Origin of the sequence: Candidatus Karelsulcia muelleri (assembly GCF_024818015.1) — a bacterium.
Lineage (GTDB): Bacteria > Bacteroidota > Bacteroidia > Flavobacteriales > Blattabacteriaceae > Karelsulcia > Karelsulcia muelleri_C.
On sequence record NZ_CP093908.1, the window covers coordinates 137,365 to 158,173 of the forward strand.

Consider the following 20,809-nt stretch of genomic DNA (forward strand, 5'->3'; position numbering starts at 1 on the left):
TCACATCATATATAATACCAGTTCCTAAAGAACGTTTTCAATTCAAAAAATCTTTAGATTTCATATTTCCAGCAAATACTTGATCAAAAATAAAATGATTTCATTCTGTTATAAATTTTTCATAAATTCAACCTCCATTTTTAGGAGAAATTATTAGGTTCATAATATCCTCTTCAAGGAATAAAACTTTTTTCAATTTTATCGATGATTGTTTTATCTATTTCTGTTTTATTCTCTTTATCTGAATAATAAATATCATTAATTCTTTTATAGAATTTCTTAAAATCGGTTTATATGCTTTTACCTCGGCTTCAGCATCAGCTTCAACATAAGGTCTTGATCTTGGTCTTGGTCTTGGTCTTGGGGTTTTATTTTCTTTTTTAGGATCTGTTTAATTTTTATATGTTTTTTTAGCTTTTTCTCCATAAATTTTATGAAAATATGTTTCTCCAATTTTCTTTTCAGAAATATTCTGAAAATCTGTTTTATTATCTTTTTCTCTATTAACATTTGCTTCTGTTTCTGGATTTTCGAAACTAATCTCTTTATTTCCTTTATTTCCTTTATCTTGCTCTTTAGATGGTTTTTCATATACTTTTTAAATTAGTTCAATTAACTCAATATCTTTTAAAAGATTTCTCATTATTATCCTTACAATATGAATAATACGCAAAATATTGTAATTAACTTTATAATGAACTTGAGATTTTTAAATAATTTTAATCATTGTTTTAAAAATTTTTCTTTATATATAATATAAATCTAAAAATTAAAAATTTATGAAATTAAATTTTAATTCTATTAAAGATATTATTTCTAATTATAGATTATATCTTTCAAAGAAAATCTCCATTAAAGGATGGGTAAAGCATTTTCGTTCTAATTGTTTTATCATTATAAGTGATGGATCTACTATAAAAAATATACAAATTTATGTTGATAAACACAATTGGGTTTTTCAAAAAATTAATATTGGAGTTTCATTAGAAGTAATAGGTGTTGTTGTTTTCAGTAAAGGGAAAAAACAAATTATAGAAATATATGCTAATAAAATTAAGATTTTTGGAAATTTGAATCCGGAAGATTTACAAAAAACTATTTTACAACCTAAAGAACATAGTTTTAAAAAATTAAGAGAACAAGCATATCTAAGATTTAGAACTACTATTTTTAGTTCTATTATGAGAATACGTCATAATATTTCTTTTTCAATACATAAATTTTTTTATAAAAAAAATATTTATTATATCAATACTCCTATTATTACAACTTATGATTCTGAAGGAGCTGGAGACATGTTTAGAGTAACAAATAATGATAATGATTTTTTTGGGGCTTATACATATTTAACTGTATCTGGACAATTACAAGGAGAAGCTGCCGCTTCAGGTTTAGGAAAAATTTATACATTTGGGCCTACTTTTCGTGCAGAAAAATCTAATACTTTCAGGCATTTATCTGAATTTTGGATGATAGAACCTGAAATGTCTTTTTATGAATTAAATAATATTATGTCTTTAGCAGAAGAATTCTTAAAATTTATAATTAAATATGTAATAAAACATTGTTATGAAGATTTATCTTTTTTAGAAAAAAATGTTAAAAAAAATATATTTAAAATATTGTATTCTATCTTGGATTTTCCTTTTGAAAAAATAAGTTATACTAATGCTATTAAAATTCTTAAATTTAGTAAAAATGTAAAATTTATTTATCCTGTTAATTGGGGAGCGGATTTACAATCTGAACATGAAAAATTTTTATCTGAACATTATTTTAATAATCGTCCAATAATTATATTTAATTATCCATTAAAAATTAAACCATTTTATATGCGTATAAATAATGATAATAAAACTGTAGCAGCTATGGACATAATATTTCCTTATATCGGAGAAATAATAGGGGGATCTCAAAGAGAAGAGAGATATAATGTTCTATTAAAACGTATGATTGAATCAAATTTAGATACTAAATCACTTTGGTGGTATTTAAATATTAGACGTTTGGGGTCTGTTCCTCATAGTGGATTTGGATTAGGATTTGAAAGATTAATTCAATTTATTACAAATATTTCTAATATTAAAGATGTGATTCCCTTCCCTAGATATCAAAATAATGCATTATTCTGATCTTATTGGAGAGATGGCTGAGAGGTTAAGGCGCATGCTTGGAAAGCATGTATATTGTATAATACAAGGGTTCGAATCCCTTTCTCTCCGCTTAACAAATATTGTATATTTATTATATGGTCTCGGTCTCATAGCTCAATTGGTTAGAGCACCTGACTCATAATCAGGGTGTCGCTGGTTCAAATCCAGTTGAGACCACAAATAATTATTTAATTTATTAATTAATGGAAGCAATTTTTGAATTGTTAGGTTATCAATATAAAGCTTCTTTAAATTGGGATATTTATATTCCTTTATTAAAAGGATATAATAAAGGAAAAAATATTTTTCTAAAAAAAATTTTATTTATTAAAAATAATGGATTAATAATTAATGGATTCCCTTATATAAAGAGGGGTATAATAAAAGCTAAAATACTAAAACATATTAGAGATAAAAAACAAATTTTTTTAAAATCAAAAAAACGAAAAGGTTTTAAATTAAAAAAAGGACATAGACGATATTTAACAAAAATAAAAATAATTTCTATTGAATTTTAAAAGATGGCTCATAAAAAAGGTGTAGGAAGTTCTAGAAATGGACGTGATTCTTTTAGTAAACGTTTAGGGGTAAAATTATTTGGAGGACAAATAGCTAAACCTGGAAGTATAATTATAAGGCAACGGGGAACTAAACACCATCCTAAAACAAATGTTTATATGGGAAAAGATCATACAATACATTCTTTAATATATGGGAAAATTTGTTTTAAGAAAAAAAATAAAAAAAAATCCTTTATATCAGTAATTCCGATTTAAAAAGCTGGGTAACTCAGTAGGATAGAGTAATAGTTTCCTAAACTTTTAGTCGCGGGTTCAAATCCCGTCCCAGTTGCCCAGGGGCTGTATTGGAATTGACATCTTGATTAATATATAAGTAAGCATATCGTGTATATGTAATGTAATCACGTATTAAAATTTCATTACAAATCTATAAACGGCAAAAAAAATTACGCTCTTGCTGCTTAATCCTCTTTAAAATCTGTTTTAAGAATAGGAAAGATTGAGGTTCTAAATCTTTCTAAGAAGTTATAAGAACTAGATTCTAAGTTATAGATTCTTATCTCTAAACTTAGAATTAATTTTAATTTGATAAGATAAATATGTAGAAAACTTATAATATTACTTGTTTGGACACGGGTTCGAATCCCGTCAGCTCCACAAAAAATTTAATTTAAAAAAAATGAAATATGAAACTGTTTTAATAATAACCCCTATTCTTTCTTCAGAAAACATTAAATTTACTACACTTGAATACATTAATTATTTAATAATTAATAAAGCAAATTTAATGTTTGAAGAACATTGGGGTGTTAAAAAATTAGCATATCCTATAAAAAAAAATCTATATGGATGTTATCATATATTTTACTATTCAGCCAATCCTAAATTAATCTACAATTTAGATTTAAAATTGAAACGTGATGAAAAAATAATTAGGTTTTTAACCGTTAAAATAGATAATGAGGCATTATCATATTATAAATTTTCTAAAAAAGATGTGTTTTAAATTTATTAAATTATGAAAAAGAAAGTACAGAAAGTAGGAACTACTAAAGTTAAAGTAAAAATTTCTACACCTAAAATAGGTACGTTGCAATATCCATATGTCTCTCCCTCTCCAATAAAGAGAAAGATTGAATCTTATCCTTTAGTAAAAAATTTTTATGAACCGGAAATAAGGTATTTAACACCTCTTGAAATAGAAACCAAACCAGAAAACAAATATTGTTTTTTTAAAAAATATAATATAAAATATATAGATTTTAAAAACCCATCATTTTTAATTAAATTTCTTAATGAAAGAGGAGAAATTCTTCCTAGAAGAATTACAGGAACTTCTAAAAAATTTCAAAAAAAGTTAAAAAGAGCAATAAAAAAATGTAAACATATCGGTTTATTACCTTATTTAACAGATGGATTAAGATGAATATAATTCTTAAGAAAAAGATTTTAAATTTAGGGAATAAATATGATCAAGTAAATGTTAAACCTGGTTATGCTAGAAATTTTCTATTCCCTAAAGGATCTGCAATTTTTTCAAATAAAAAGAAAAACTTCCCTTCATTAAAAAATGAAAAAATAATAAAAAAATTGAAAAAAATCAAAAAAAAATTTCTCTTGAAAAAAGAGAATTGTAAATTATTGGGATCAATAACAAGTAAAAATATATCAAATTTTTTATCATCAAAATCTATTGAAGTAAAACAAAAATCCATTTTTATAAAAAATAAAAAAATTCAAAATTTAGGTATATTTAAATGTATTATTTATTTTTCTAAATTGAAAAAAATAATCAAATTCAATTTTAAAATTGATTCTAAAAATAATATTAAATTATAGATCTATAATAGATTTTATCGTAAATTAGTTTTTTTTTTATAAATATTTTTTTTTTTTTATAATTTTTTTTATATAATTTTCTAAATTCAGTAGACTTATTCAAGTTTTTATTTTTTTTTTTAAATTCCTTTTTCTCTTTCTTAAGAAGCTTCTTTATAAGCTTCTTAAGAAGTTTATTTATATAAACCTTTATAAAATAATTTTTATATATTATTTTTTTTAAAGATATAAAATATAATTCATTTTTTAAATATTCTATTATAGCAATAGATGTAGGCTTTGATATTTTTTCAAATGTTTTAGATAGTTTAATTTTACCTTTATTGGTAACAAATTCTTCAAATTGCTCATCTTCCTCGTAATATGAATTTTCATCAACGAATAATTGAAATTTCAGATTTAATAATAATTTTAAATAAATATCTAGATGATCTGAACGTCTTGACAGAAGATTTATTACAGAATAAATACTTTTTCCGAAGTTTGAAATTTTTTTTAAATCCAAACTAAAGGTATCAAAAACTATTTTTTTATATTTTTTTAAATTCATTGGATTTCATTAAAGATTTAGTTAATTTTTTTAAATTAATTTCAATTTTCGATGGTAAAGATAAATTAATCTCATCAAGAAAAGAATTTTCATTTTATCAATAAAATACGTATTATGTAATTTCATCGTTTCTTCAAAACAAGAATTTTCTTTTTGAATATTAAAAAAATCTTGATAATCATTAACCGAAGGTTTATATTTTTTTTTTATTAAAATATTGACTCTTTTTTCTTTTTTAAAGTAAGAAACGCATATCATTTTATCAATTTTGGGTAAGTATTTAGTATTAGGATAGTTTTTTCTTAAAAAAAGAAATATTTTTAGATATTTATTTCGGTTTTTTTTAAAAACGAAATAATCATTAGATTGTAAATAATAACAATGAAAAATCTTTTCTTCTGCATTGTCTTTTAAAAGAATTTTAAAAAAATTAATTGCTAAATAAGATTTTTTTAAATAAAAGTTACATAAAGCAATTTTTTTTATTATATTATTATATAATTCTTTCTTAAAAAGAGATTTGTTCATAATATTATTAAAATGAATTAAAGCTTTTTTATAATATTTTTTTTTAAAAAGATACTCAGCCTCTGATGGATGATTCATTATTATGAATTTTTTTTTTTTTAAAAAAAACCTTTGAATAAGCGCATAATTTTTTCTTTGATAAAAAAAATGATATATTCTCTTTTTAAGAGAAATGTTCTGATGATATTTATTCTGATGATATTTATTCTGATGATTTAGTTTCTTAATATATTTCTGATTTTTCTTTGAATAGCTTTCCCCTTGACCTGATAAAAAATAAGGAATAAGAATTATAAATATAATTAAAATAGATTTAATTAGATTTTTCTTTTTATTTGTTTTAAACATTTTCAATTATATTTAACATATGATTATATTCAATATATAATTTTTTTTCTAAAGTTTGACTACCTTTATTTAAAGGTAACCTAACATATTTATGACATAAGCCTTTTATCTTTAATAAAGTTTTAATTCCAGAAGGATTCCCTTCTTGAAAAACTAAATTTAAAATTTTAGATATTTTATAATATAATTTATATGCTTTATTAACTTTCTTTTTAGAAGCAAATTTATAAATAAAATCTAATTCTTTTGGAAAAGCTTGTCCAATTACAGAGATTATGCCATCTCCCCCCCCTAAAACGATTGGTAATCCTATTGTATCATCTCCAGAAAAAACTAGAAAATCTTTTTTAATTTTCTGTTTTATCAAATTATATGATTGGATCATATTACCTGAAGCTTCTTTTATTCCGATAATATTATCTCTGTTATTAATTAATCTATTAATAGTTTCTAAATTAATATTAGTCCCAGTTCTATGTGGAACATTGTAAATTATAATTTTAATATCTGTCTTTTCAGATATAGTTTTAAAATGATTATAAATTCCTTCTTGGGACGGTTTATTATAATAAGGACATACAGATAAAATAGCCTCAAAATTATCTAATTTAATAACTTTTAAAGTTAATAAAACGTCTTCAGTATTATTACTCCCCATTCCTAATACAATAGGAATCCTATTTTTAGAAATATTTTTAACACAATTAATAATATCAATCTTTTCTTTTAACTTTAATGTAGGCGTTTCACCAGTTGTTCCTAATAATACTAAATATTGAACACCTTCATCTATTACATAAGATACTATCTTTTCAAGAGAAAGAAAATCTATTTCTCCTTTTTGATTAAAAGGAGTTACTAAAGCTATACCAATGCCAGAAAGATTAATATTTTTCATTTTTAAGTTAATTAAAGGCTATTATACTATAATATTAATAAAATGGTAACAAAATCTAAAATAGATTTCATCTCAATTAATTTAAAAGAAATATTTCATTATTTCAATATAGAACAAAAATCTCGATCGAGATTAGAAAAAGAATCACATAATTTTTGGGAAAAAATAAAAAAATCCAAAACTTTAATGAATTCTTTTTTTAAAAAAAAAAAAATATTAAATTATTTTTATAAGATAAAAGTATTATTAAATGAATTAAAAATTTTATTAGAATTTTTTCTTTCTGGTGAAGTAACAGAATTAGAAATAGATTTGATTTATCATCAAATCGAAAAAATATTTTCAAAAATTGAATTTACAAAATTTGTCTTCGGAAAAGAAGATAATTTAAATGCTGTTTTACAAATTTCAGCAGGAGCTGGAGGAACAGAAAGTTGTGATTGGGCATCAATGTTATATAGAATGTATATTATGTGGGCAGAAAGACATAAATTTAAAATAAAAAAAATAAATAGTTTCCAAGGAGACATAATTGGATTAAGATCTATTACTTTTATAGTAAAAGGATTATCTAGTTTTGGATATTTAAAAGGAGAAAATGGAGTTCATAGATTAGTAAGAATTTCTCCATTTGATAATTCGAAAAGACATACATCATTTGCTTCTGTATATATATATCCATTAATTGATAATGATATCAACATCAAAATAAACCCTTCAGATATTTCATGGAATACCTTTAGATCCAGAGGATCTGGAGGGCAAAATGTAAATAAAGTTGAATCTGGAGTTAGATTGCATCATCATCCTACTAATATAATTATTGAAAATTCTGAAACCAAATCACAATTTAATAATAAAATTAAAGCACTTAAATTACTTAAATCTCGTTTATTTTACATAGAAAAAAAAAATAAAAGCCAAAACACAAACACTAAGTTAAAAATAGAATGGAGTTCTCAAATAAGAAATTATATTATGCATCCTTATAAATTAGTTAAAGATTTAAGAACTGGATATGAGACATCAGATATAGAATCAGTATTGAATGGAGAAATAGATATTTTTTTAAAAAAAAATTTATTACTATTAAATTGATGAATATTGGATTCATAGGATATGGAAAGATGGGACAATCTATAGAAAGACAAGCTAGATTGCGAGGACATAAAAAATTATTTATTACAAATAAAACCCCGACTTATAAAGAATTAAAAAATTCTAAGATAGAAATGATCATAGAATTTAGTTCTCCTAAATTTGCTGTTTCAAATCTCATTATATGTCTTGAAAATAAGATACCTATAGTTAGTGGAACTACAGGTTGGGATAGTGATTTTTTTTTTATAAAAAACACATGTAAGAAATATAATGGGTCATTTGTTTCTTCTCCTAATTTTAGTATTGGAGTAAATATATTATTTTCTCTTAATCAAAAGATAGCTAAAATAATGTCTAAATCTAATTTAGATTACAAAGTAAGTATAAAAGAAATACATCATAAAAATAAATTAGATACTCCAAGTGGAACTGCTATTGCTTTAGCAAAAGATATAATTTTAGAAAATTATTGTGATAATTGGGGGTTAGTGTCTTTAAAAGAAAAGAAAAGATACATATCTATCTATTCCAAACGTATAAAAAATATAATAGGAATACATTCTGTATTATATGAATCAGATATTGATAGTATCGAAATAAAACATATTGCTAATAATAGAACAGGATTTGCCTTAGGTTCTGTAATAGCCGCTGAATGGTTATATAAGAAATTTGGATTCTTTTCTATGAAGGATGTTATTAAATTATAATATATTATTATTTCTAATAATAATCAAAATTCTCTATTTTCTAGGTACTTATAATTTATATTTAAAAAATGGTAGAAACCTTTTTGTAGCTGTTATTCCGATCTATAATCTCATTATTTTAATGAAAATCTTAAATAGACCAATATGGTGGTCTATCTTATTATATATTCCTATAATATTTTGTTTTATATACCCTATTTTATGTTTAGATATAATAAATATTTTTGATAAATGTAGTAAAAAAGATAAAATGTTATTATTAATAACATTGGGAGGGTATATTATTTATTTAAATATAAATCCAAATCCAAATCCAAATCCAAATCCAAATCCAAATCCAAATCTAAATATAATTAAAAAACGATCATCATCTATCTTTTTTTCTATTATCTTTACTTCTATTATAAATATATATATAATACAACCTTTTGTAATTCATACTCCTTCTATGAAAGATAGTTTATTAGTGGGTGATTTTTTATTTGTAAGTAAACTCCATTATGGAATAAGAATTCCTATTACTCAATTATCTATTCCATTAATACATAATAATTTTTTAGGAATTCAATCTTATATCTCTTATCTAAGATTACCTTATATTAGGTTACCTTGTTTTAAACAAATTAATCATAATGATATTATAGTATTTAATTTTCCAAATGATTTAAAAAAAAGACCTCTTGATAAAAAAGATTATTATCTTAAACGTTGTATAGGTTTACCTGGAGATATTTTATCTATTAAAAATGGATTAATATATATCAATGGAATTTTAGATAATAAAGTACAAAAAAAAATTAAAAAATATATTTTACCCAAAAATTTAAAAGAATATAATATTTATCCAGAGAACAAATTATGGAATCGTGATAATTATGGTCCGATTTATATTCCTAAAAAGGGGGATTATTTAAATCTAAATTTAGAAAATCTTTCTTTCTATAAAGATTTAATTACTAAATATGAAAATAGTTCATTAAAAATAAAAAAAAATAAAATATTTATTAATAATAAGGTACAATCTAAATATTTAGTAAATAAAAATTATTATTTTCTGTTAGGAGATAATAAAAATAATTCATTAGATTCTCGTTATTGGGGGCTGATACCATATGATCACATAGTTGGTAAACCATTATTTATCTGGTTAAGTATTTCAAAAAATGAATTTGTTCGTTGGAATAGATGTTTTACAATCATAAATAGTAAAACAGAAAAGAAATATTATATATATCATATAATGATAATTATTATTATTTATGAAATTAATTACTTATGTAAAAGAAGGAGAATCTCTAGATAGAGTATTAAAAAAATGTAAACAAAAATTTGATAAAGCTCGTATAATAAGAAAATTACGTGAACGTCAACAATATATAAAACCTTCTGAAAGGAAAAGAAAAATTTTAGCAAAAGCTAAGTATAGAGAATTTAGAAAACTTCTTAAGCACTAAAGTCAAGCTTTTAAGATGATTAAAATTTATGGTTTAGTAGGTAAAAATATTAGTTATTCTTTTTCTAAATTTTTTTTTTCAAAAATTTAATATAAAGAATCTTAAAAAGACTTTTTATACAATTTTTGATCTTAAAAGAATTAGATATATTAATATCTTTCTAGAAAAAAAAAACCAAATTAAAGGATTAAATATTACTATACCATATAAAAAAAAAATCATCAATTATATTGATTTAATCAATATTAATTTCTTAAAATTAGAATCCATTAATACAGTTAAAATTTTAAGTAAAATTACTATAGGTTATAATACAGATATATATGGATTTGAGAATTCTTTTAAATTTAAACGTCAATCATATATTGCTAATGCTTTATTATTAGGTAATGGAGGAGTATCACAATCTATTATTTTTGTTTTAAACAAACTAGGAATTAAATATATAGTGGCTTCAAGAAACCAATATACAAGATATTGTATTTTATATTCAGAGATTGATATTAATCTAATTAATAATTATAACACAATTATTAATTGTACGCCATTAGGAACATATCCAAATATTAATATTTGTCCTAATATACCTTATATGAATATTTCAAATAAATCTTATCTATATGATTTAGTTTATAATCCTAAAGACACTTTATTTATTAAAATAGGAAAAAAAAAAGGATCCATTATTAATAATGGAATTAATATGCTTTATTTACAAGCAAATCTTTCTTGGAAAATCTGGTATCAAATATTTGATTCATCAATTTATGAAAGAATATTACAAATATAATATATTAATTCATATAACCCCTCCTTAGAAAAAGAAGATATGAATATATATTTTTCAAAGATTGGTAATTCTTTTATTATTTCATATTTTAATTCTTGATCTAAAAGATCAGATTTAGAAATTACTAATAAACGTTTTTTTTTAAAAAGATTTTTATCAAAAAAATTTAATTCATTTCTAATTAGATTATAAGATTTTTTATAATCAATAACTTCTGCAGAAAGAATTAAAAAAAGAATTTTATTACGTTGAATGTGTTTAAGAAATTCAAATCCTAATCCTTTCCCTTTTGAAGCCCCTTTTATTATTCCAGGAATATCTGCTATTACAATTTTTTTTAAATTTTTATAATTAATAACCCCAATCTTAGGATTTAAGGTAGTAAATGGATAATTATCGATTTTTGGTTTAGATGATGTAATCATAGATATTAAAGTGGATTTTCCGGAATTTGGTAATCCAATTAAACCGACATCAGCTAAAAGTTTTAATTCTAAAACAAAAAGAAATTCTTTTCCAGATTCACCTTTTTCAGAATAAAAAGGAGTTTTACATAAAGAATTTTTAAAATGACAATTTCCCTTTCCTCCCTTTCCTCCAAATAATAAGATTTTTTCTTCATTATTATTTAGTATTTCAATAATAATATTACTACATATATCTTTAACAATAGTACCTATTGGTACTTCTATTATAGAATCTTTTCCATTAGAACCAGTTATTCTATTTCTACCACCAGTTTTCCCATTTTCAGCTATAATATGTTTTTTAGATTTTAAATGAGAAATTGTAAATAATTTATTATTTCCTCTAATTATAAGATTTCCTCCTTTTCCTCCATCTCCTCCATCAGGACCCCCTCTATTAATAAATTTTTCTTTTCTAAAATGTATTATTCCAGACCCACCATTCCCACTTCTACAATAAATTTTTAGAAAATCTGTAAATTTATTTAAATATGAATACATTTATTATAAGCATTAGTTATTGCTTCAACAACAGATTCACTAATTGTAGGATGTGGATGAAGACATTTAAAAAATTCAAATGACGTTGTTTCTAATTTACGAGCTACTACAATTTCAGAAATTAGTTCTGTCACTCCAGAACCTATCATATGACATCCTAACAATTCTCCAGAATTATCATCAATAATAACTTTAATAAATCCATCTGTACTATCATTTAGTTTTGCTTTTCCTAAAGCAGTAAATGGAAATTTACCTATTTTCAATTTATAGCCTTTATTGGTAGCTTCTTTTTCAGAAAAACCTACAGATGAAATTTCCGGATTAGAATAAATACACATAGGAACATTATTATAATCTAATGGGAGGGGGTTTAATCCAGTAATTTTTTCTACACAAATTATTCCTTCATAAGATGCAACATGAGCTAAAGATATACTAGGTATTACATCTCCTATAGCATAATATCCTTTAACATTTGTTGAATAATATTTATCTACACAAATCTGTTTAGTACTATTTAAAGTAATTCCTATTTCTTCTAACCCTAAATTTTCAGTATTGGGACAAATACCAATCGCAGAAATAATAATATCTACATATAGTATTTTATTAATGTTAGTTTTTAGAATCACTTTTGTGCATTGAATATAATCTAAATATTCAATACTTTGAATTATTGAAGATTTTAATATTATTATTCCATATTTTTTATATGAATTTTCCAATTGGATAGAAATATCTATATCTGAAAATGGGAAAACATTAGGCATTTTTTCTATTATAAATATTTTAGATCCTATCTTATTATAAAAATAAGCAAATTCTAAACCAATAGCTCCAGATCCTATAATTAATATATTTTTAGGTATATATTTTAATAACATTGCTTCACGATAACCAATGAGGGTTGATAATTTTTTTACTGTCTTCAAAATTTGATATTTAGCTCCCGTGGCAATAATTATATTTAAAGCATTATATGTTTTTTTCTTTCCATATTTATCTATAACAGAAACTATTTTGTTTTTACAAATTTTAGCTTCACCATATAAGATTTTTATCTTATTTTTTTTTATTAAATATAAAACTCCTTTATTAAGACTATCTGATATATAACGACTACGTAAAATAATTTTTTTAAAATCTAATTTTAGATTATTAGTAATAATTCCATATTTTGAAGCTTTTTTAAAACTATTAAAAATATTTGCACTTTTTAATAATGATTTGGTAGGTATACATCCCCAATTAAGACATACACCTCCAAGATTTTCTTTTTCTACAATAGCAGTTTGTAATCCTAATTGTGCTGCACGTATTGCAGCTACATAACCTCCAGGACCACTTCCAATTATAATTAAGTCAAAATACATAAATAATTATTAATAACTTAGTACTCACGACTGGATTTGAACCAGCAAATCTTAATAAAAGATACTACCACCTCAAGGTAGCGTGTATACCAATTTCACCACGTGAGTTGAGTCTAAACTTTTGTTATATTTTTTAATTTTTTTATTCTATTTTTCCACCACATTTTAGATTTTTTTATTTCAGTTTTTATAGCAAAATCTGTTATTTTAAGATAAACATTTTTTGTTATATTATTTTTTTTAATAAAAAATTCAAAATAATATTTGTTATCAAAATCTTGTTTCCATTTATATCTTACTAATTTATAAGGTATTTTTTTTATTAAAAAACATGTTGCATCATAATTATACCAAGTAAAAATATATCTATTTCCAATAGAAATAACATTATCTGCCAACCATTCAGACAATTTGACAGGGGCAGTTATATAATTATATAATAATTCAGTTGAAGAATTCATTAAAAATGAAATTTTTGTTTTTTTTCGCATGTTAAATTTAAATTTATTGATAATATACGTGGGCGTGATAGCTCATTCGGTTAGAGCGTCGGATTCATAACCCGGAGGGTGCCGGTTCAATTCCGGCTCACGCTACAGTGGATTAAAATATATGATCTATGGATAGATATTCTTTCCTAAACACAATCAATCACCAACAAATAGAAATTTTATATAAAAAATACCTAGAAGATCCAGATTCAATAGAACATAGTTGGCGTGCTTTTTTTCAAGGATTTGATTTCTATAAAGAAAAATATGACTTTTGTAAGTTTAGAAAAAAATCTGTATCAATAGATAAAGAAATTAATGTTTTAAAATTAATTAATTTTTATAAAAAAGAAGGTCATTTATTTGCTAAAATAAATCCTATATCAGAAAAAATCTATTATCCTACACCGACATTAAAAAAATTTTGTCTTGAGAAAGAGGATCTTGATAAGATTTTTTTTTCTTCAAAAGAAATTGGATTGCCTCCATGTACTCTTAGAGAGATAATTGTTTTTTTAAAAAACAGATATTGTGAATCAATTGGATTAGAATATATGTATTTATATAACCCAGAACAAATAAATTGGATTAATAACTGGATTAATAATTCTAATAATAGATTATATAATAATGAGAAATTTCAAATATTAATAAATCTAAATAAAGCAACAAAGTTTGAAAAATTTATTCATACCAAATTTGTTGGACAAAAAAGATTTTCAATAGAAGGTAATGAATCTATTTTACCAGCGATAAATTATATAATAGAATATTCTTCGATTAATTATCCAATAAAAGATTTTGTTATAGGTATGTCACATAGAGGACGTTTAAATATATTATGTAATATACTAAAAAAAAATTGTAAAAAACTTTTTAGTGAATTTTTTGGAAAAGAATATATTGAAAAAACTTTTTTAGGAGATGTTAAATATCATTTAGGAGATAACATTTATCTAAAAAATAAAATAGGAAGAGAAATTAATATTATAAATGTTCCTAATTCATCTCATTTAGAATCTGTATATCCAATTGTAGAAGGAATTGTTCGTGCTAAAATTGATAATGATTATAATTGTAACTTTAATAAAGTGATTCCCATCCTTATACATGGAGATGCAGCTTTTTCTGCTCAAGGAATAGCATATGAAGTTATACAAATGTCATTACTTGAAGGCTATAAGACTGGTGGAACTATACATATTATAGTAAATAATCAAATTGGATTTACTACAAATTGCTCAGATTCTCGTTCAAGTATTTATTGTACAGATTTAGCTAAAGTCATTCTTTCTCCAGTTATACATGTTAATTCAGATGATGTAGAATCAGTTATTTATTCTATTCGTTTTGCTATAGATTTTCGTATGTCATATAATCAAGATGTATTTGTAGATTTATTAGGTTATAGAAAATATGGACATAATGAAGGAGATGACCCGCGTTTTACTCAACCAAATTTTTATCAAATTATTGATAATAATAAAAATATATATAAAAACAAACTTAAGAAATTAATCTATAAAAAAAAAATTAAATTTTCTGAAAAAAAATATAAAAATTATCTCAATAATGGATTAATTAAATCTAAATTTGAAATAAAAACTAAGTTAGATAATTTTCTAATTGCTAAAGTATTAATTAATGTAGTTAAAACTAACTTTAAGAAAAATCTATTATTAAAAATAGGTAATAAAATTTATAATGTTCTTAAGAAGAAAAACATTTATAATAAAACTGAAAAATTTTTCAAAATCAAAAACAAAAAACTGTTAAAAACAGAAACTGTAGATTGGGGGATAGCTGAATTACTTGCATATGGGTCTTTATTATATGAAGGTTATAATATTAGATTATCTGGAGAAGATGTAGAAAGAGGAACTTTTGCACATAGACATATTGTCATTATTTCAGAATTTGAAGAAAAGATATATTTATTAAATAATATCCGGAATGGACAAGGGAAATTATATGTTTATAATTCTTTATTATCAGAATATGGAGTTTTAGGTTTTGAATATGGATATTCAATGTTTAATACAAATACTTTAACAGTATGGGAAGCTCAATTTGGTGATTTTAGTAATAGTGCTCAAATTATAATAGATCAATATTTATCTTCTGCGGAAACTAAATGGAAAATAAAAAATAGTATAGTTCTACTTTTACCTCATGGTGATGAAGGTCAAGGATCAGAACATTCTTCTTCAAGAATTGAAAGATATTTACAATTATGTGCATACTATAACATGTTTATATGTAATTGTAGTACTCCATCAAATTTTTATCATCTTTTAAGAAGACAAATAAAATTTGATTTTATCAAACCATTAATAATATTTACACCCAAAAGTTTATTGAGAAATATTCAATGCATTTCATCATTAAGTGAACTTTATAATGGAAAATTTGAAGAATTTATAGATGATAAATATGTAATTAAAAATTATGTAGATACATTAGTATTTTGCTCTGGAAAAATTTATTATGATCTTTTTAAAAAAAGAAAAATTCTTAATAAAAAAAATATTGCAATTATAAGAATTGAACAATTATATCCAATAATCAATAATTTATTTGAAAAAATACTTAGACAGTATACAAATAAAAGAAAAATTATTTGGGTACAAGAAGAACCAGAAAATATGGGAGTATGGCCTTATTTGTTTAGAAAATATAGTAAAATTCCATGGATACTTATATCCCCCACTGAAAGTTCAGCACCTTCTATTGGAAGAAATAATTTTTTTTTAAAAACCTATTTAAAATTAATAAATAAAGTATTTAATACATAAATTAATGTTATTAGAAATAACAATTCCATCTCCTGGAGAATCAATAACAGAAGTTGAAATATCATCTTGGTTAGTTAAAGATGGGGATTTTGTAAAAAAAAATCAAGTAATTGCAGAAATAGATTCAGATAAGGCAACTTTAGAAATACGTGCAGAAGAAAGTGGAATTTTAATTATAAAAGCTAAAAAAGGAGAAATTTTAAAAGTCGGAGAAAGATTATGTTTAATAGATACTTCTAAAAAAGAACCATCAGAAAAAAATTCTACATCTCCATCAGCAAAAAAAATATTAAGTCAATATAAAATATATAATAAAATAGCCCCAAAAAAACATGATGCTATTAAAGCAATTCCGTCTATGGGAACTAAAAGTTTAATTAATAGATCTTTTAACGTAAAAAGATTATCTAAACTTAGACGTAAATTATCAGAAAGACTTGTTTCAGTAAAAAATGAAACAGCTATGCTGACTACTTTTAATGAAGTAGATATGAGTCAGATTTTGTTTTTAAAAACAAAATATAAAGATGTTTTTAAAGAAAAACATGGAGTTAATTTAGGATTTATGCCTTTTTTTGTAAAATCTTGTATAAAAGCGTTAAAAGAATATCCTAATATTCATTCTATGATAGATAGGGAAAATCAAATTAATTTTAATTATTATGATGTAAGTATTGCCGTTTCTGGACCTAAAGGATTAATGGTGCCAGTTATTAGAAATGCAGATACTCTTTCTTTTAGAGGTATAGAAAAAACTATAAAAGATTTATCTAATCGTATTAAAAATTCAACCATATCTATAGATGATATGACTGGAGGTACTTTTACAATAACAAATGGAGGAATTTTTGGTTCTATGTTATCTACTCCTATAATAAATCCCCCCCAAAGTGCTATATTAGGTATGCATAATATAGTAGAAAGACCGGCAGTCATTTTAGGAAAAATCGAAATTAGACCAATTATGTATTTAGCATTATCTTATGATCATAGAATCATAGATGGTAAAGAAGCAGTAGGTTTTTTATTTTCAATAAAGAAATCAATAGAAAATCCTATTAAGACTTTAATAGGTTCAGAAAACGAATTAAATAATTATTTTGAATTATAATTTATCCAATTTTTCTTTTTCAAAGTATTTATTTTTTATTGATTGACGTTTATCATAATTTTTTTTACTTTTAGCTAAAAAAAAAATTAATTTGATATATCCTCTCTCATTTAGAAAAATCTGAGTAGGAATTATATTGAATTTTAAATCATTTATTTTATTATAAATCAAATTAATTTCTTTTCTTTTAAGAAGAAGTTTTTTCACCCTTTTAGGATGAAAATTCATTCCAAGTAAATAATTTGATACATACATATCAAAAACATAAATATTATTTTTTATTAGTTTACAATAACTATTGTTTAAAGAAACGTTATTATTTTTTATTGATTTTACCTCACTTCCTAATAATTCTAGACCAGCTATAAATTTATATTTATTTATTAATTCATAGTCAAAATATGCTCTTCTATTATTAATATTTAATTTCTTTACCAAATTTTAATTATGTTTTATGACTTTAAAAAAAGTATTATTTATGAAATAATATCTGTATTAAAATCTATACAGGATCCAGAAATATCAGTAGATATATATGAATTAGGTCTTATATATGATATAAGAATATCAAATAATTTCTTTATAAATATAATAATGACTCTTACTAGCCCTAATTGTCCTGTAGTTGAAATTTTACCTTTAAAAGTAAAAAATAAAATTTTTAATATTAAAAATGTTAAAAATGTAGAAATAATACTTACATTTTATCCTAATTGGACTTATAATATGATAAGTAGCTTAATGATTTAAAGAAAATTTTTTTTTATAAAAAATTTATATTATATTAATAATATATATTATATATTTAAATTAAATTAAATGATATGATAGATAAGATAGATAAGCATAAGCATATGATAGATAAGCATATGATAGATAAGCATATGATAGATAAGCATATGATAGATAAGCATAATACTAATACTCTAGAAATTAAGGGATTGGTAAAAACTATATTTGAGGTTAAACATTTCAAAAATGTATTTCAAAAAAGAGAAATCCTTCTATTAACAGAAGAGCAATATCCACAAAAAATAATAATTGAATTTATTCAAGACAAAGTCAAAATATTAGATTTTGTGGTAGAAGGAGATAGAATAAAAGTTTTTATAAATTTAAAAGGGAGAAAATGGATTTCCTCTGATGGAACAGAAAAATATTTTAATTCTATTCAAGGTTGGAAAATTGAAAAACTTGAAAGGGAATCGGAATCTGAAGGTGAATCTGAATCGGAATCTGAAGGTGAATCTGAATCTGAAGGTGAATCGGAAGGGGAATCCGAATCTGAAGGTGAATCGGAAGGGGAATCGGAATCGGAATCGGAAGGGGAATCGGAATCTGAATCTGAATCTGAAGGTGAATCGGAAGGGGAATCTGAATCTGAATCGGAATCTGAATCTGAATCTGAATTTGAATTTGAAGAAAAACCCCTTCCCCCAAAAAAAGGGGAAGGTCTAGAAGATTTTCCTTTTTAATGCTTTAAAAGGGGGTTTACATCATTTTACATCGTTTACATCATTTTACATCGTTTACATCATTTTACATCATTCCTCCCATTCCACTATTAGGCATTTGTGGCATAGCTGGTTCTTCTTTTTTTATTTCTGTAATTACACACTCAGTAGTTAATAACATTCCAGAAACTGATGCTGCATTTTCTAATGCAACACGTGTTACTTTTGTTGGATCAATTATTCCTTCAGAAATCATATTTTTATAATCACCTAATTTAGCATCGTAACCAAATTCATTTTTTCCTTCAGCAACTTTAGCAACTATTACTGAACCTTCTTCACCAGCATTAGCAACTATTTGACGTAGAGGTTCTTGTAAGGAACGTTTCACAATTTTTAGACCTGTATCTTGATCTACATTATCTACTTTAATACCATTTAAAGATTTTATTGCACGAACTAATGCCACTCCTCCTCCAGCAACTATACCTTCTTCAACGGCTGCTCTTGTAGCATGTAAAGCATCATCTACACGGTCTTTTTTTTCTTTCATTTCTACTTCAGATGCTGCACCTACATATAGAACAGCAACTCCTCCAGCTAATTTAGCTAATCTTTCTTGAAGTTTTTCTTTATCATAGTCAGATGTAGTTTTTTCTATTTGAGCTTTGATTTGATTAACACGTGATTCTATCTCGGATTTCTTTCCATTTCCATTTACAATAGTAGTATTATCTTTATCTATAGTTACTCTTTCTGCTTTTCCTAAAAAGCTTAATTTAGTCTCTTCTAATTTACTTCCTGTTTCTTCAGAAATAACAGTTCCTCCAGTAAGAATAGCTATATCTTCTAACATAGCTTTTCTTCTATCTCCAAAACCTGGAGCTTTTACTGCTGCTACTTTTAAAGCACCTCTAATTTTATTTACAACAAGAGTTGCTAATGCTTCTCCTTCAACTTCTTCAGATATAATTAATAAAGGTTTTCCAGATTGAGCAACGGGTTCAAGGATAGGAAGTAGATCTTTCATAGAAGAAATTTTTTTATCGGAAAGTAAAATATATGGATTATCAAATTCTGTAATCATTTTATCAGAATTAGTTACAAAATATGGCGATTGATATCCACGATCAAATTGCATTCCTTCAACAACATCTACCGTAGTTTCTATACCTTTAGCTTCTTCAACAGTAATTACACCTTCTTTTCCTACTTTTTCAAACGCAACTGATATTAATTCCCCTATTGCCTCATCATTATTAGCAGATATTGAAGCTACTTGCTTAATTTTTTCATTACTTCCTCCTACTTCTCTAGATTGTTTTTTTAAATCATTTACAACTGCTTCTACTGCTTTATCTATTCCTCTTTTTAAATCCATAGGATTAGCTCCAGCAGCTACATTTTTTAATCCTTCACGAACTATAGCTTGTGCAAGTACTGTAGCAGTAGTAGTTCCATCTCCTGCTATATCATTAGTTTTAGAAGCTACTTCTTTTACCATTTGAGCTCCAATATTTTCTATAGGATCTTCTAATTCTATTTCTTTAGCTACTGAAACACCATCTTTAGTAACTTGTGGGCCTCCAAAAGATTTTTGTAAAACGACATTTCGGCCTTTTGGTCCTAAAGTTACTTTAACAGCATTAGCTAATGCATCTACTCCTTTTTTTAATTTGTCTCTAGCTTCAATATCAAATTGAATATTTTTTGCCATACAAT

24 protein-coding genes, 5 tRNA genes, 1 other RNA gene and 1 pseudogene are annotated in these 20,809 nt (G+C 23.7%); 21 read left to right on the top strand and 10 right to left on the bottom strand.

Features of this window, described 5'->3' with window-relative positions; all coding sequences use genetic code 11:
• Window positions 1-300: 300 nt before the first annotated feature.
• The gene (locus MP018_RS00755) at window positions 301-591 is read right to left on the bottom strand and encodes a hypothetical protein (RefSeq protein ID WP_259082792.1); all 291 of its coding nucleotides are present in this window, start codon (window positions 589-591) and stop codon (window positions 301-303) included.
• A gap of 188 nt (window positions 592-779) precedes the next feature.
• Between MP018_RS00755 and asnS the strand changes: the two genes are divergently transcribed.
• The 10 genes from asnS (at window position 780) to MP018_RS00805 (ending at window position 4,513) form a co-directional block, all read left to right on the top strand.
• Window positions 780-2,132 (top strand): asparagine--tRNA ligase, encoded by a 1,353-nt coding sequence (gene asnS, locus MP018_RS00760; protein WP_259288609.1) that lies wholly within the window; start codon window positions 780-782, stop codon window positions 2,130-2,132.
• Between the two features lie 7 nt (window positions 2,133-2,139).
• A tRNA-Ser gene (locus MP018_RS00765) sits at window positions 2,140-2,222 on the top strand.
• 34 nt (window positions 2,223-2,256) lie between these two features.
• Window positions 2,257-2,330 (top strand) — tRNA-Ile (locus tag MP018_RS00770).
• Between the two features lie 26 nt (window positions 2,331-2,356).
• A complete protein-coding gene (gene rplU, locus MP018_RS00775) occupies window positions 2,357-2,671 on the top strand; it encodes a 50S ribosomal protein L21 (RefSeq protein ID WP_259082790.1) in 315 nt (104 codons plus the stop codon).
• 3 nt (window positions 2,672-2,674) lie between these two features.
• Window positions 2,675-2,929: a 50S ribosomal protein L27 gene (gene rpmA, locus MP018_RS00780; RefSeq protein ID WP_259082789.1), complete on the top strand. Its 255-nt coding sequence runs from the start codon at window positions 2,675-2,677 to the stop codon at window positions 2,927-2,929.
• Window positions 2,930-2,931: 2 nt separating this feature from the next.
• Window positions 2,932-3,005, top strand: a tRNA-Arg gene (locus MP018_RS00785).
• 4 nt (window positions 3,006-3,009) lie between these two features.
• Window positions 3,010-3,334, top strand: a transfer-messenger RNA (tmRNA) gene (gene ssrA / locus MP018_RS00790).
• Window positions 3,335-3,353: 19 nt separating this feature from the next.
• The gene (rpsF, locus tag MP018_RS00795) at window positions 3,354-3,680 is read left to right on the top strand and encodes a 30S ribosomal protein S6 (protein WP_259147567.1); all 327 of its coding nucleotides are present in this window, start codon (window positions 3,354-3,356) and stop codon (window positions 3,678-3,680) included.
• 126 nt (window positions 3,681-3,806) lie between these two features.
• Window positions 3,807-4,100, top strand: a complete 294-nt coding sequence (gene rpsR, locus MP018_RS00800) for a 30S ribosomal protein S18 (RefSeq protein WP_259082859.1) — start codon at window positions 3,807-3,809, stop codon at window positions 4,098-4,100.
• Window positions 4,097-4,513 carry a 50S ribosomal L9 C-terminal domain-containing protein gene (locus MP018_RS00805; protein WP_259288610.1) on the top strand — a complete coding sequence of 139 codons (417 nt, stop codon included), beginning with the start codon at window positions 4,097-4,099 and terminating at the stop codon, window positions 4,511-4,513. Before rpsR ends, MP018_RS00805 begins: the two co-directional genes overlap by 4 nt.
• On the opposite strand, the gene MP018_RS00810 is transcribed toward MP018_RS00805, so the two are convergent.
• Genes MP018_RS00810 through dapA form a run of 3 tightly spaced genes read right to left on the bottom strand, consistent with a single transcriptional unit; the run spans window position 4,503 to window position 6,837 of the window.
• On the bottom strand, window positions 4,503-5,063 hold the full coding sequence (locus tag MP018_RS00810) for a hypothetical protein (RefSeq protein WP_259082786.1): 561 nt from the start codon (window positions 5,061-5,063) through the stop codon (window positions 4,503-4,505). The two genes, MP018_RS00805 and MP018_RS00810, sit on opposite strands and share 11 nt — an antisense overlap.
• Window positions 5,064-5,093: 30 nt before the next feature.
• Window positions 5,094-5,939 (bottom strand): hypothetical protein, encoded by an 846-nt coding sequence (locus tag MP018_RS00815; RefSeq protein ID WP_259288611.1) that lies wholly within the window; start codon window positions 5,937-5,939, stop codon window positions 5,094-5,096.
• The gene (dapA, locus tag MP018_RS00820) at window positions 5,932-6,837 is read right to left on the bottom strand and encodes a 4-hydroxy-tetrahydrodipicolinate synthase (protein ID WP_259082784.1); all 906 of its coding nucleotides are present in this window, start codon (window positions 6,835-6,837) and stop codon (window positions 5,932-5,934) included. Before dapA ends, MP018_RS00815 begins: the two co-directional genes overlap by 8 nt.
• 42 nt (window positions 6,838-6,879) lie before the next feature.
• Between dapA and prfB the strand changes: the two genes are divergently transcribed.
• The 6 genes and pseudogenes from prfB to MP018_RS00850 all read left to right on the top strand — a co-directional run bounded on the left by prfB (window position 6,880) and on the right by MP018_RS00850 (window position 10,892).
• Window positions 6,880-7,935 (top strand): peptide chain release factor 2, encoded by a 1,056-nt coding sequence (gene prfB / locus MP018_RS00825; protein ID WP_259288612.1) that lies wholly within the window; start codon window positions 6,880-6,882, stop codon window positions 7,933-7,935.
• Window positions 7,935-8,648 carry a 4-hydroxy-tetrahydrodipicolinate reductase gene (gene dapB / locus MP018_RS00830; protein ID WP_259288613.1) on the top strand — a complete coding sequence of 238 codons (714 nt, stop codon included), beginning with the start codon at window positions 7,935-7,937 and terminating at the stop codon, window positions 8,646-8,648. Before prfB ends, dapB begins: the two co-directional genes overlap by 1 nt.
• Window positions 8,632-9,951 (top strand): signal peptidase I, encoded by a 1,320-nt coding sequence (gene lepB, locus MP018_RS00835; protein WP_259288614.1) that lies wholly within the window; start codon window positions 8,632-8,634, stop codon window positions 9,949-9,951. Before dapB ends, lepB begins: the two co-directional genes overlap by 17 nt.
• Window positions 9,908-10,102 (top strand): 30S ribosomal protein S21, encoded by a 195-nt coding sequence (gene rpsU / locus MP018_RS00840; protein WP_259082780.1) that lies wholly within the window; start codon window positions 9,908-9,910, stop codon window positions 10,100-10,102. The genes lepB and rpsU overlap by 44 nt, the downstream gene beginning before the upstream one ends.
• 154 nt (window positions 10,103-10,256) lie before the next feature.
• A pseudogene (locus tag MP018_RS00845) lies at window positions 10,257-10,322 on the top strand (hypothetical protein); the annotation flags it as partial.
• A gap of 228 nt (window positions 10,323-10,550) precedes the next feature.
• The gene (locus MP018_RS00850) at window positions 10,551-10,892 is read left to right on the top strand and encodes a hypothetical protein (protein ID WP_259285726.1); all 342 of its coding nucleotides are present in this window, start codon (window positions 10,551-10,553) and stop codon (window positions 10,890-10,892) included.
• On the opposite strand, the gene obgE is transcribed toward MP018_RS00850, so the two are convergent.
• The 4 genes from obgE to MP018_RS00870 form a co-directional block, all read right to left on the bottom strand.
• Entirely contained in the window at window positions 10,868-11,860 is a 993-nt protein-coding gene (gene obgE, locus MP018_RS00855; RefSeq protein ID WP_259146787.1) for a GTPase ObgE, read from the bottom strand. The two genes, MP018_RS00850 and obgE, sit on opposite strands and share 25 nt — an antisense overlap.
• On the bottom strand, window positions 11,845-13,236 hold the full coding sequence (lpdA, locus tag MP018_RS00860) for a dihydrolipoyl dehydrogenase (RefSeq protein ID WP_259082777.1): 1,392 nt from the start codon (window positions 13,234-13,236) through the stop codon (window positions 11,845-11,847). The genes obgE and lpdA overlap by 16 nt, the downstream gene beginning before the upstream one ends.
• A 21-nt stretch (window positions 13,237-13,257) precedes the next feature.
• Window positions 13,258-13,344: transfer RNA gene (locus MP018_RS00865), tRNA-Leu, on the bottom strand.
• A 5-nt stretch (window positions 13,345-13,349) separates the two neighbouring features.
• The gene (locus MP018_RS00870) at window positions 13,350-13,727 is read right to left on the bottom strand and encodes an START-like domain-containing protein (protein ID WP_259082776.1); all 378 of its coding nucleotides are present in this window, start codon (window positions 13,725-13,727) and stop codon (window positions 13,350-13,352) included.
• Between the two features lie 31 nt (window positions 13,728-13,758).
• Between MP018_RS00870 and MP018_RS00875 the strand changes: the two genes are divergently transcribed.
• From MP018_RS00875 to MP018_RS00885, 3 genes are all read left to right on the top strand, one after another.
• Window positions 13,759-13,832 (top strand) — tRNA-Met (locus MP018_RS00875).
• A gap of 23 nt (window positions 13,833-13,855) precedes the next feature.
• On the top strand, window positions 13,856-16,522 hold the full coding sequence (locus MP018_RS00880; RefSeq protein ID WP_259288615.1) for a 2-oxoglutarate dehydrogenase E1 component: 2,667 nt from the start codon (window positions 13,856-13,858) through the stop codon (window positions 16,520-16,522).
• Window positions 16,523-16,526: 4 nt separating this feature from the next.
• Window positions 16,527-17,633: a 2-oxo acid dehydrogenase subunit E2 gene (locus MP018_RS00885; RefSeq protein ID WP_259082774.1), complete on the top strand. Its 1,107-nt coding sequence runs from the start codon at window positions 16,527-16,529 to the stop codon at window positions 17,631-17,633.
• Here MP018_RS00885 and smpB read toward each other — a convergent pair.
• Window positions 17,628-18,071 (bottom strand): SsrA-binding protein, encoded by a 444-nt coding sequence (gene smpB, locus MP018_RS00890; protein ID WP_259288416.1) that lies wholly within the window; start codon window positions 18,069-18,071, stop codon window positions 17,628-17,630. The two genes, MP018_RS00885 and smpB, sit on opposite strands and share 6 nt — an antisense overlap.
• Window positions 18,072-18,080: 9 nt before the next feature.
• On the opposite strand from smpB, the gene MP018_RS00895 reads away from it, so the two are divergent.
• Together MP018_RS00895 and MP018_RS00900 are read left to right on the top strand one after the other, a co-directional pair.
• Window positions 18,081-18,383 carry a metal-sulfur cluster assembly factor gene (locus tag MP018_RS00895; RefSeq protein WP_259082772.1) on the top strand — a complete coding sequence of 101 codons (303 nt, stop codon included), beginning with the start codon at window positions 18,081-18,083 and terminating at the stop codon, window positions 18,381-18,383.
• 74 nt (window positions 18,384-18,457) lie between these two features.
• Window positions 18,458-19,108: a DUF3127 domain-containing protein gene (locus MP018_RS00900; protein WP_259288616.1), complete on the top strand. Its 651-nt coding sequence runs from the start codon at window positions 18,458-18,460 to the stop codon at window positions 19,106-19,108.
• Between the two features lie 64 nt (window positions 19,109-19,172).
• Here the strand turns inward: MP018_RS00900 and groL are convergent, their stop codons facing one another.
• The gene (groL, locus tag MP018_RS00905; protein WP_259125694.1) at window positions 19,173-20,804 is read right to left on the bottom strand and encodes a chaperonin GroEL; all 1,632 of its coding nucleotides are present in this window, start codon (window positions 20,802-20,804) and stop codon (window positions 19,173-19,175) included.
• Between the last annotated feature and the right edge of the window lie 5 nt (window positions 20,805-20,809).

Excerpts from the sequence above, each read along its gene's own strand:
- rplU (WP_259082790.1), top strand. The coding sequence starts at position 2,357 with ATGGAAGCAATTTTTGAATTGTTAGGTTATCAATATAAAGCTTCTTTA.
- MP018_RS00805 (WP_259288610.1), top strand. The coding sequence starts at position 4,097 with ATGAATATAATTCTTAAGAAAAAGATTTTAAATTTAGGGAATAAATAT.
- rpsU (WP_259082780.1), top strand. The coding sequence starts at position 9,908 with ATGAAATTAATTACTTATGTAAAAGAAGGAGAATCTCTAGATAGAGTA.
- prfB (WP_259288612.1), top strand. The coding sequence starts at position 6,880 with ATGGTAACAAAATCTAAAATAGATTTCATCTCAATTAATTTAAAAGAA.
- dapA (WP_259082784.1), bottom strand. The coding sequence starts at position 6,837 with ATGAAAAATATTAATCTTTCTGGCATTGGTATAGCTTTAGTAACTCCT.
- MP018_RS00900 (WP_259288616.1), top strand. The coding sequence starts at position 18,458 with ATGATAGATAAGATAGATAAGCATAAGCATATGATAGATAAGCATATG.
- MP018_RS00880 (WP_259288615.1), top strand. The coding sequence starts at position 13,856 with ATGGATAGATATTCTTTCCTAAACACAATCAATCACCAACAAATAGAA.
- MP018_RS00895 (WP_259082772.1), top strand. The coding sequence starts at position 18,081 with ATGTTTTATGACTTTAAAAAAAGTATTATTTATGAAATAATATCTGTA.
- MP018_RS00885 (WP_259082774.1), top strand. The coding sequence starts at position 16,527 with ATGTTATTAGAAATAACAATTCCATCTCCTGGAGAATCAATAACAGAA.
- obgE (WP_259146787.1), bottom strand. The coding sequence starts at position 11,860 with ATGTATTCATATTTAAATAAATTTACAGATTTTCTAAAAATTTATTGT.
- MP018_RS00755 (WP_259082792.1), bottom strand. The coding sequence starts at position 591 with ATGAAAAACCATCTAAAGAGCAAGATAAAGGAAATAAAGGAAATAAAG.
- MP018_RS00870 (WP_259082776.1), bottom strand. The coding sequence starts at position 13,727 with ATGCGAAAAAAAACAAAAATTTCATTTTTAATGAATTCTTCAACTGAA.
- rpmA (WP_259082789.1), top strand. The coding sequence starts at position 2,675 with ATGGCTCATAAAAAAGGTGTAGGAAGTTCTAGAAATGGACGTGATTCT.
- MP018_RS00815 (WP_259288611.1), bottom strand. The coding sequence starts at position 5,939 with ATGTTTAAAACAAATAAAAAGAAAAATCTAATTAAATCTATTTTAATT.
- lpdA (WP_259082777.1), bottom strand. The coding sequence starts at position 13,236 with ATGTATTTTGACTTAATTATAATTGGAAGTGGTCCTGGAGGTTATGTA.
- asnS (WP_259288609.1), top strand. The coding sequence starts at position 780 with ATGAAATTAAATTTTAATTCTATTAAAGATATTATTTCTAATTATAGA.
- MP018_RS00810 (WP_259082786.1), bottom strand. The coding sequence starts at position 5,063 with ATGAATTTAAAAAAATATAAAAAAATAGTTTTTGATACCTTTAGTTTG.
- dapB (WP_259288613.1), top strand. The coding sequence starts at position 7,935 with ATGAATATTGGATTCATAGGATATGGAAAGATGGGACAATCTATAGAA.
- groL (WP_259125694.1), bottom strand. The coding sequence starts at position 20,804 with ATGGCAAAAAATATTCAATTTGATATTGAAGCTAGAGACAAATTAAAA.
- lepB (WP_259288614.1), top strand. The coding sequence starts at position 8,632 with ATGTTATTAAATTATAATATATTATTATTTCTAATAATAATCAAAATT.
- rpsF (WP_259147567.1), top strand. The coding sequence starts at position 3,354 with ATGAAATATGAAACTGTTTTAATAATAACCCCTATTCTTTCTTCAGAA.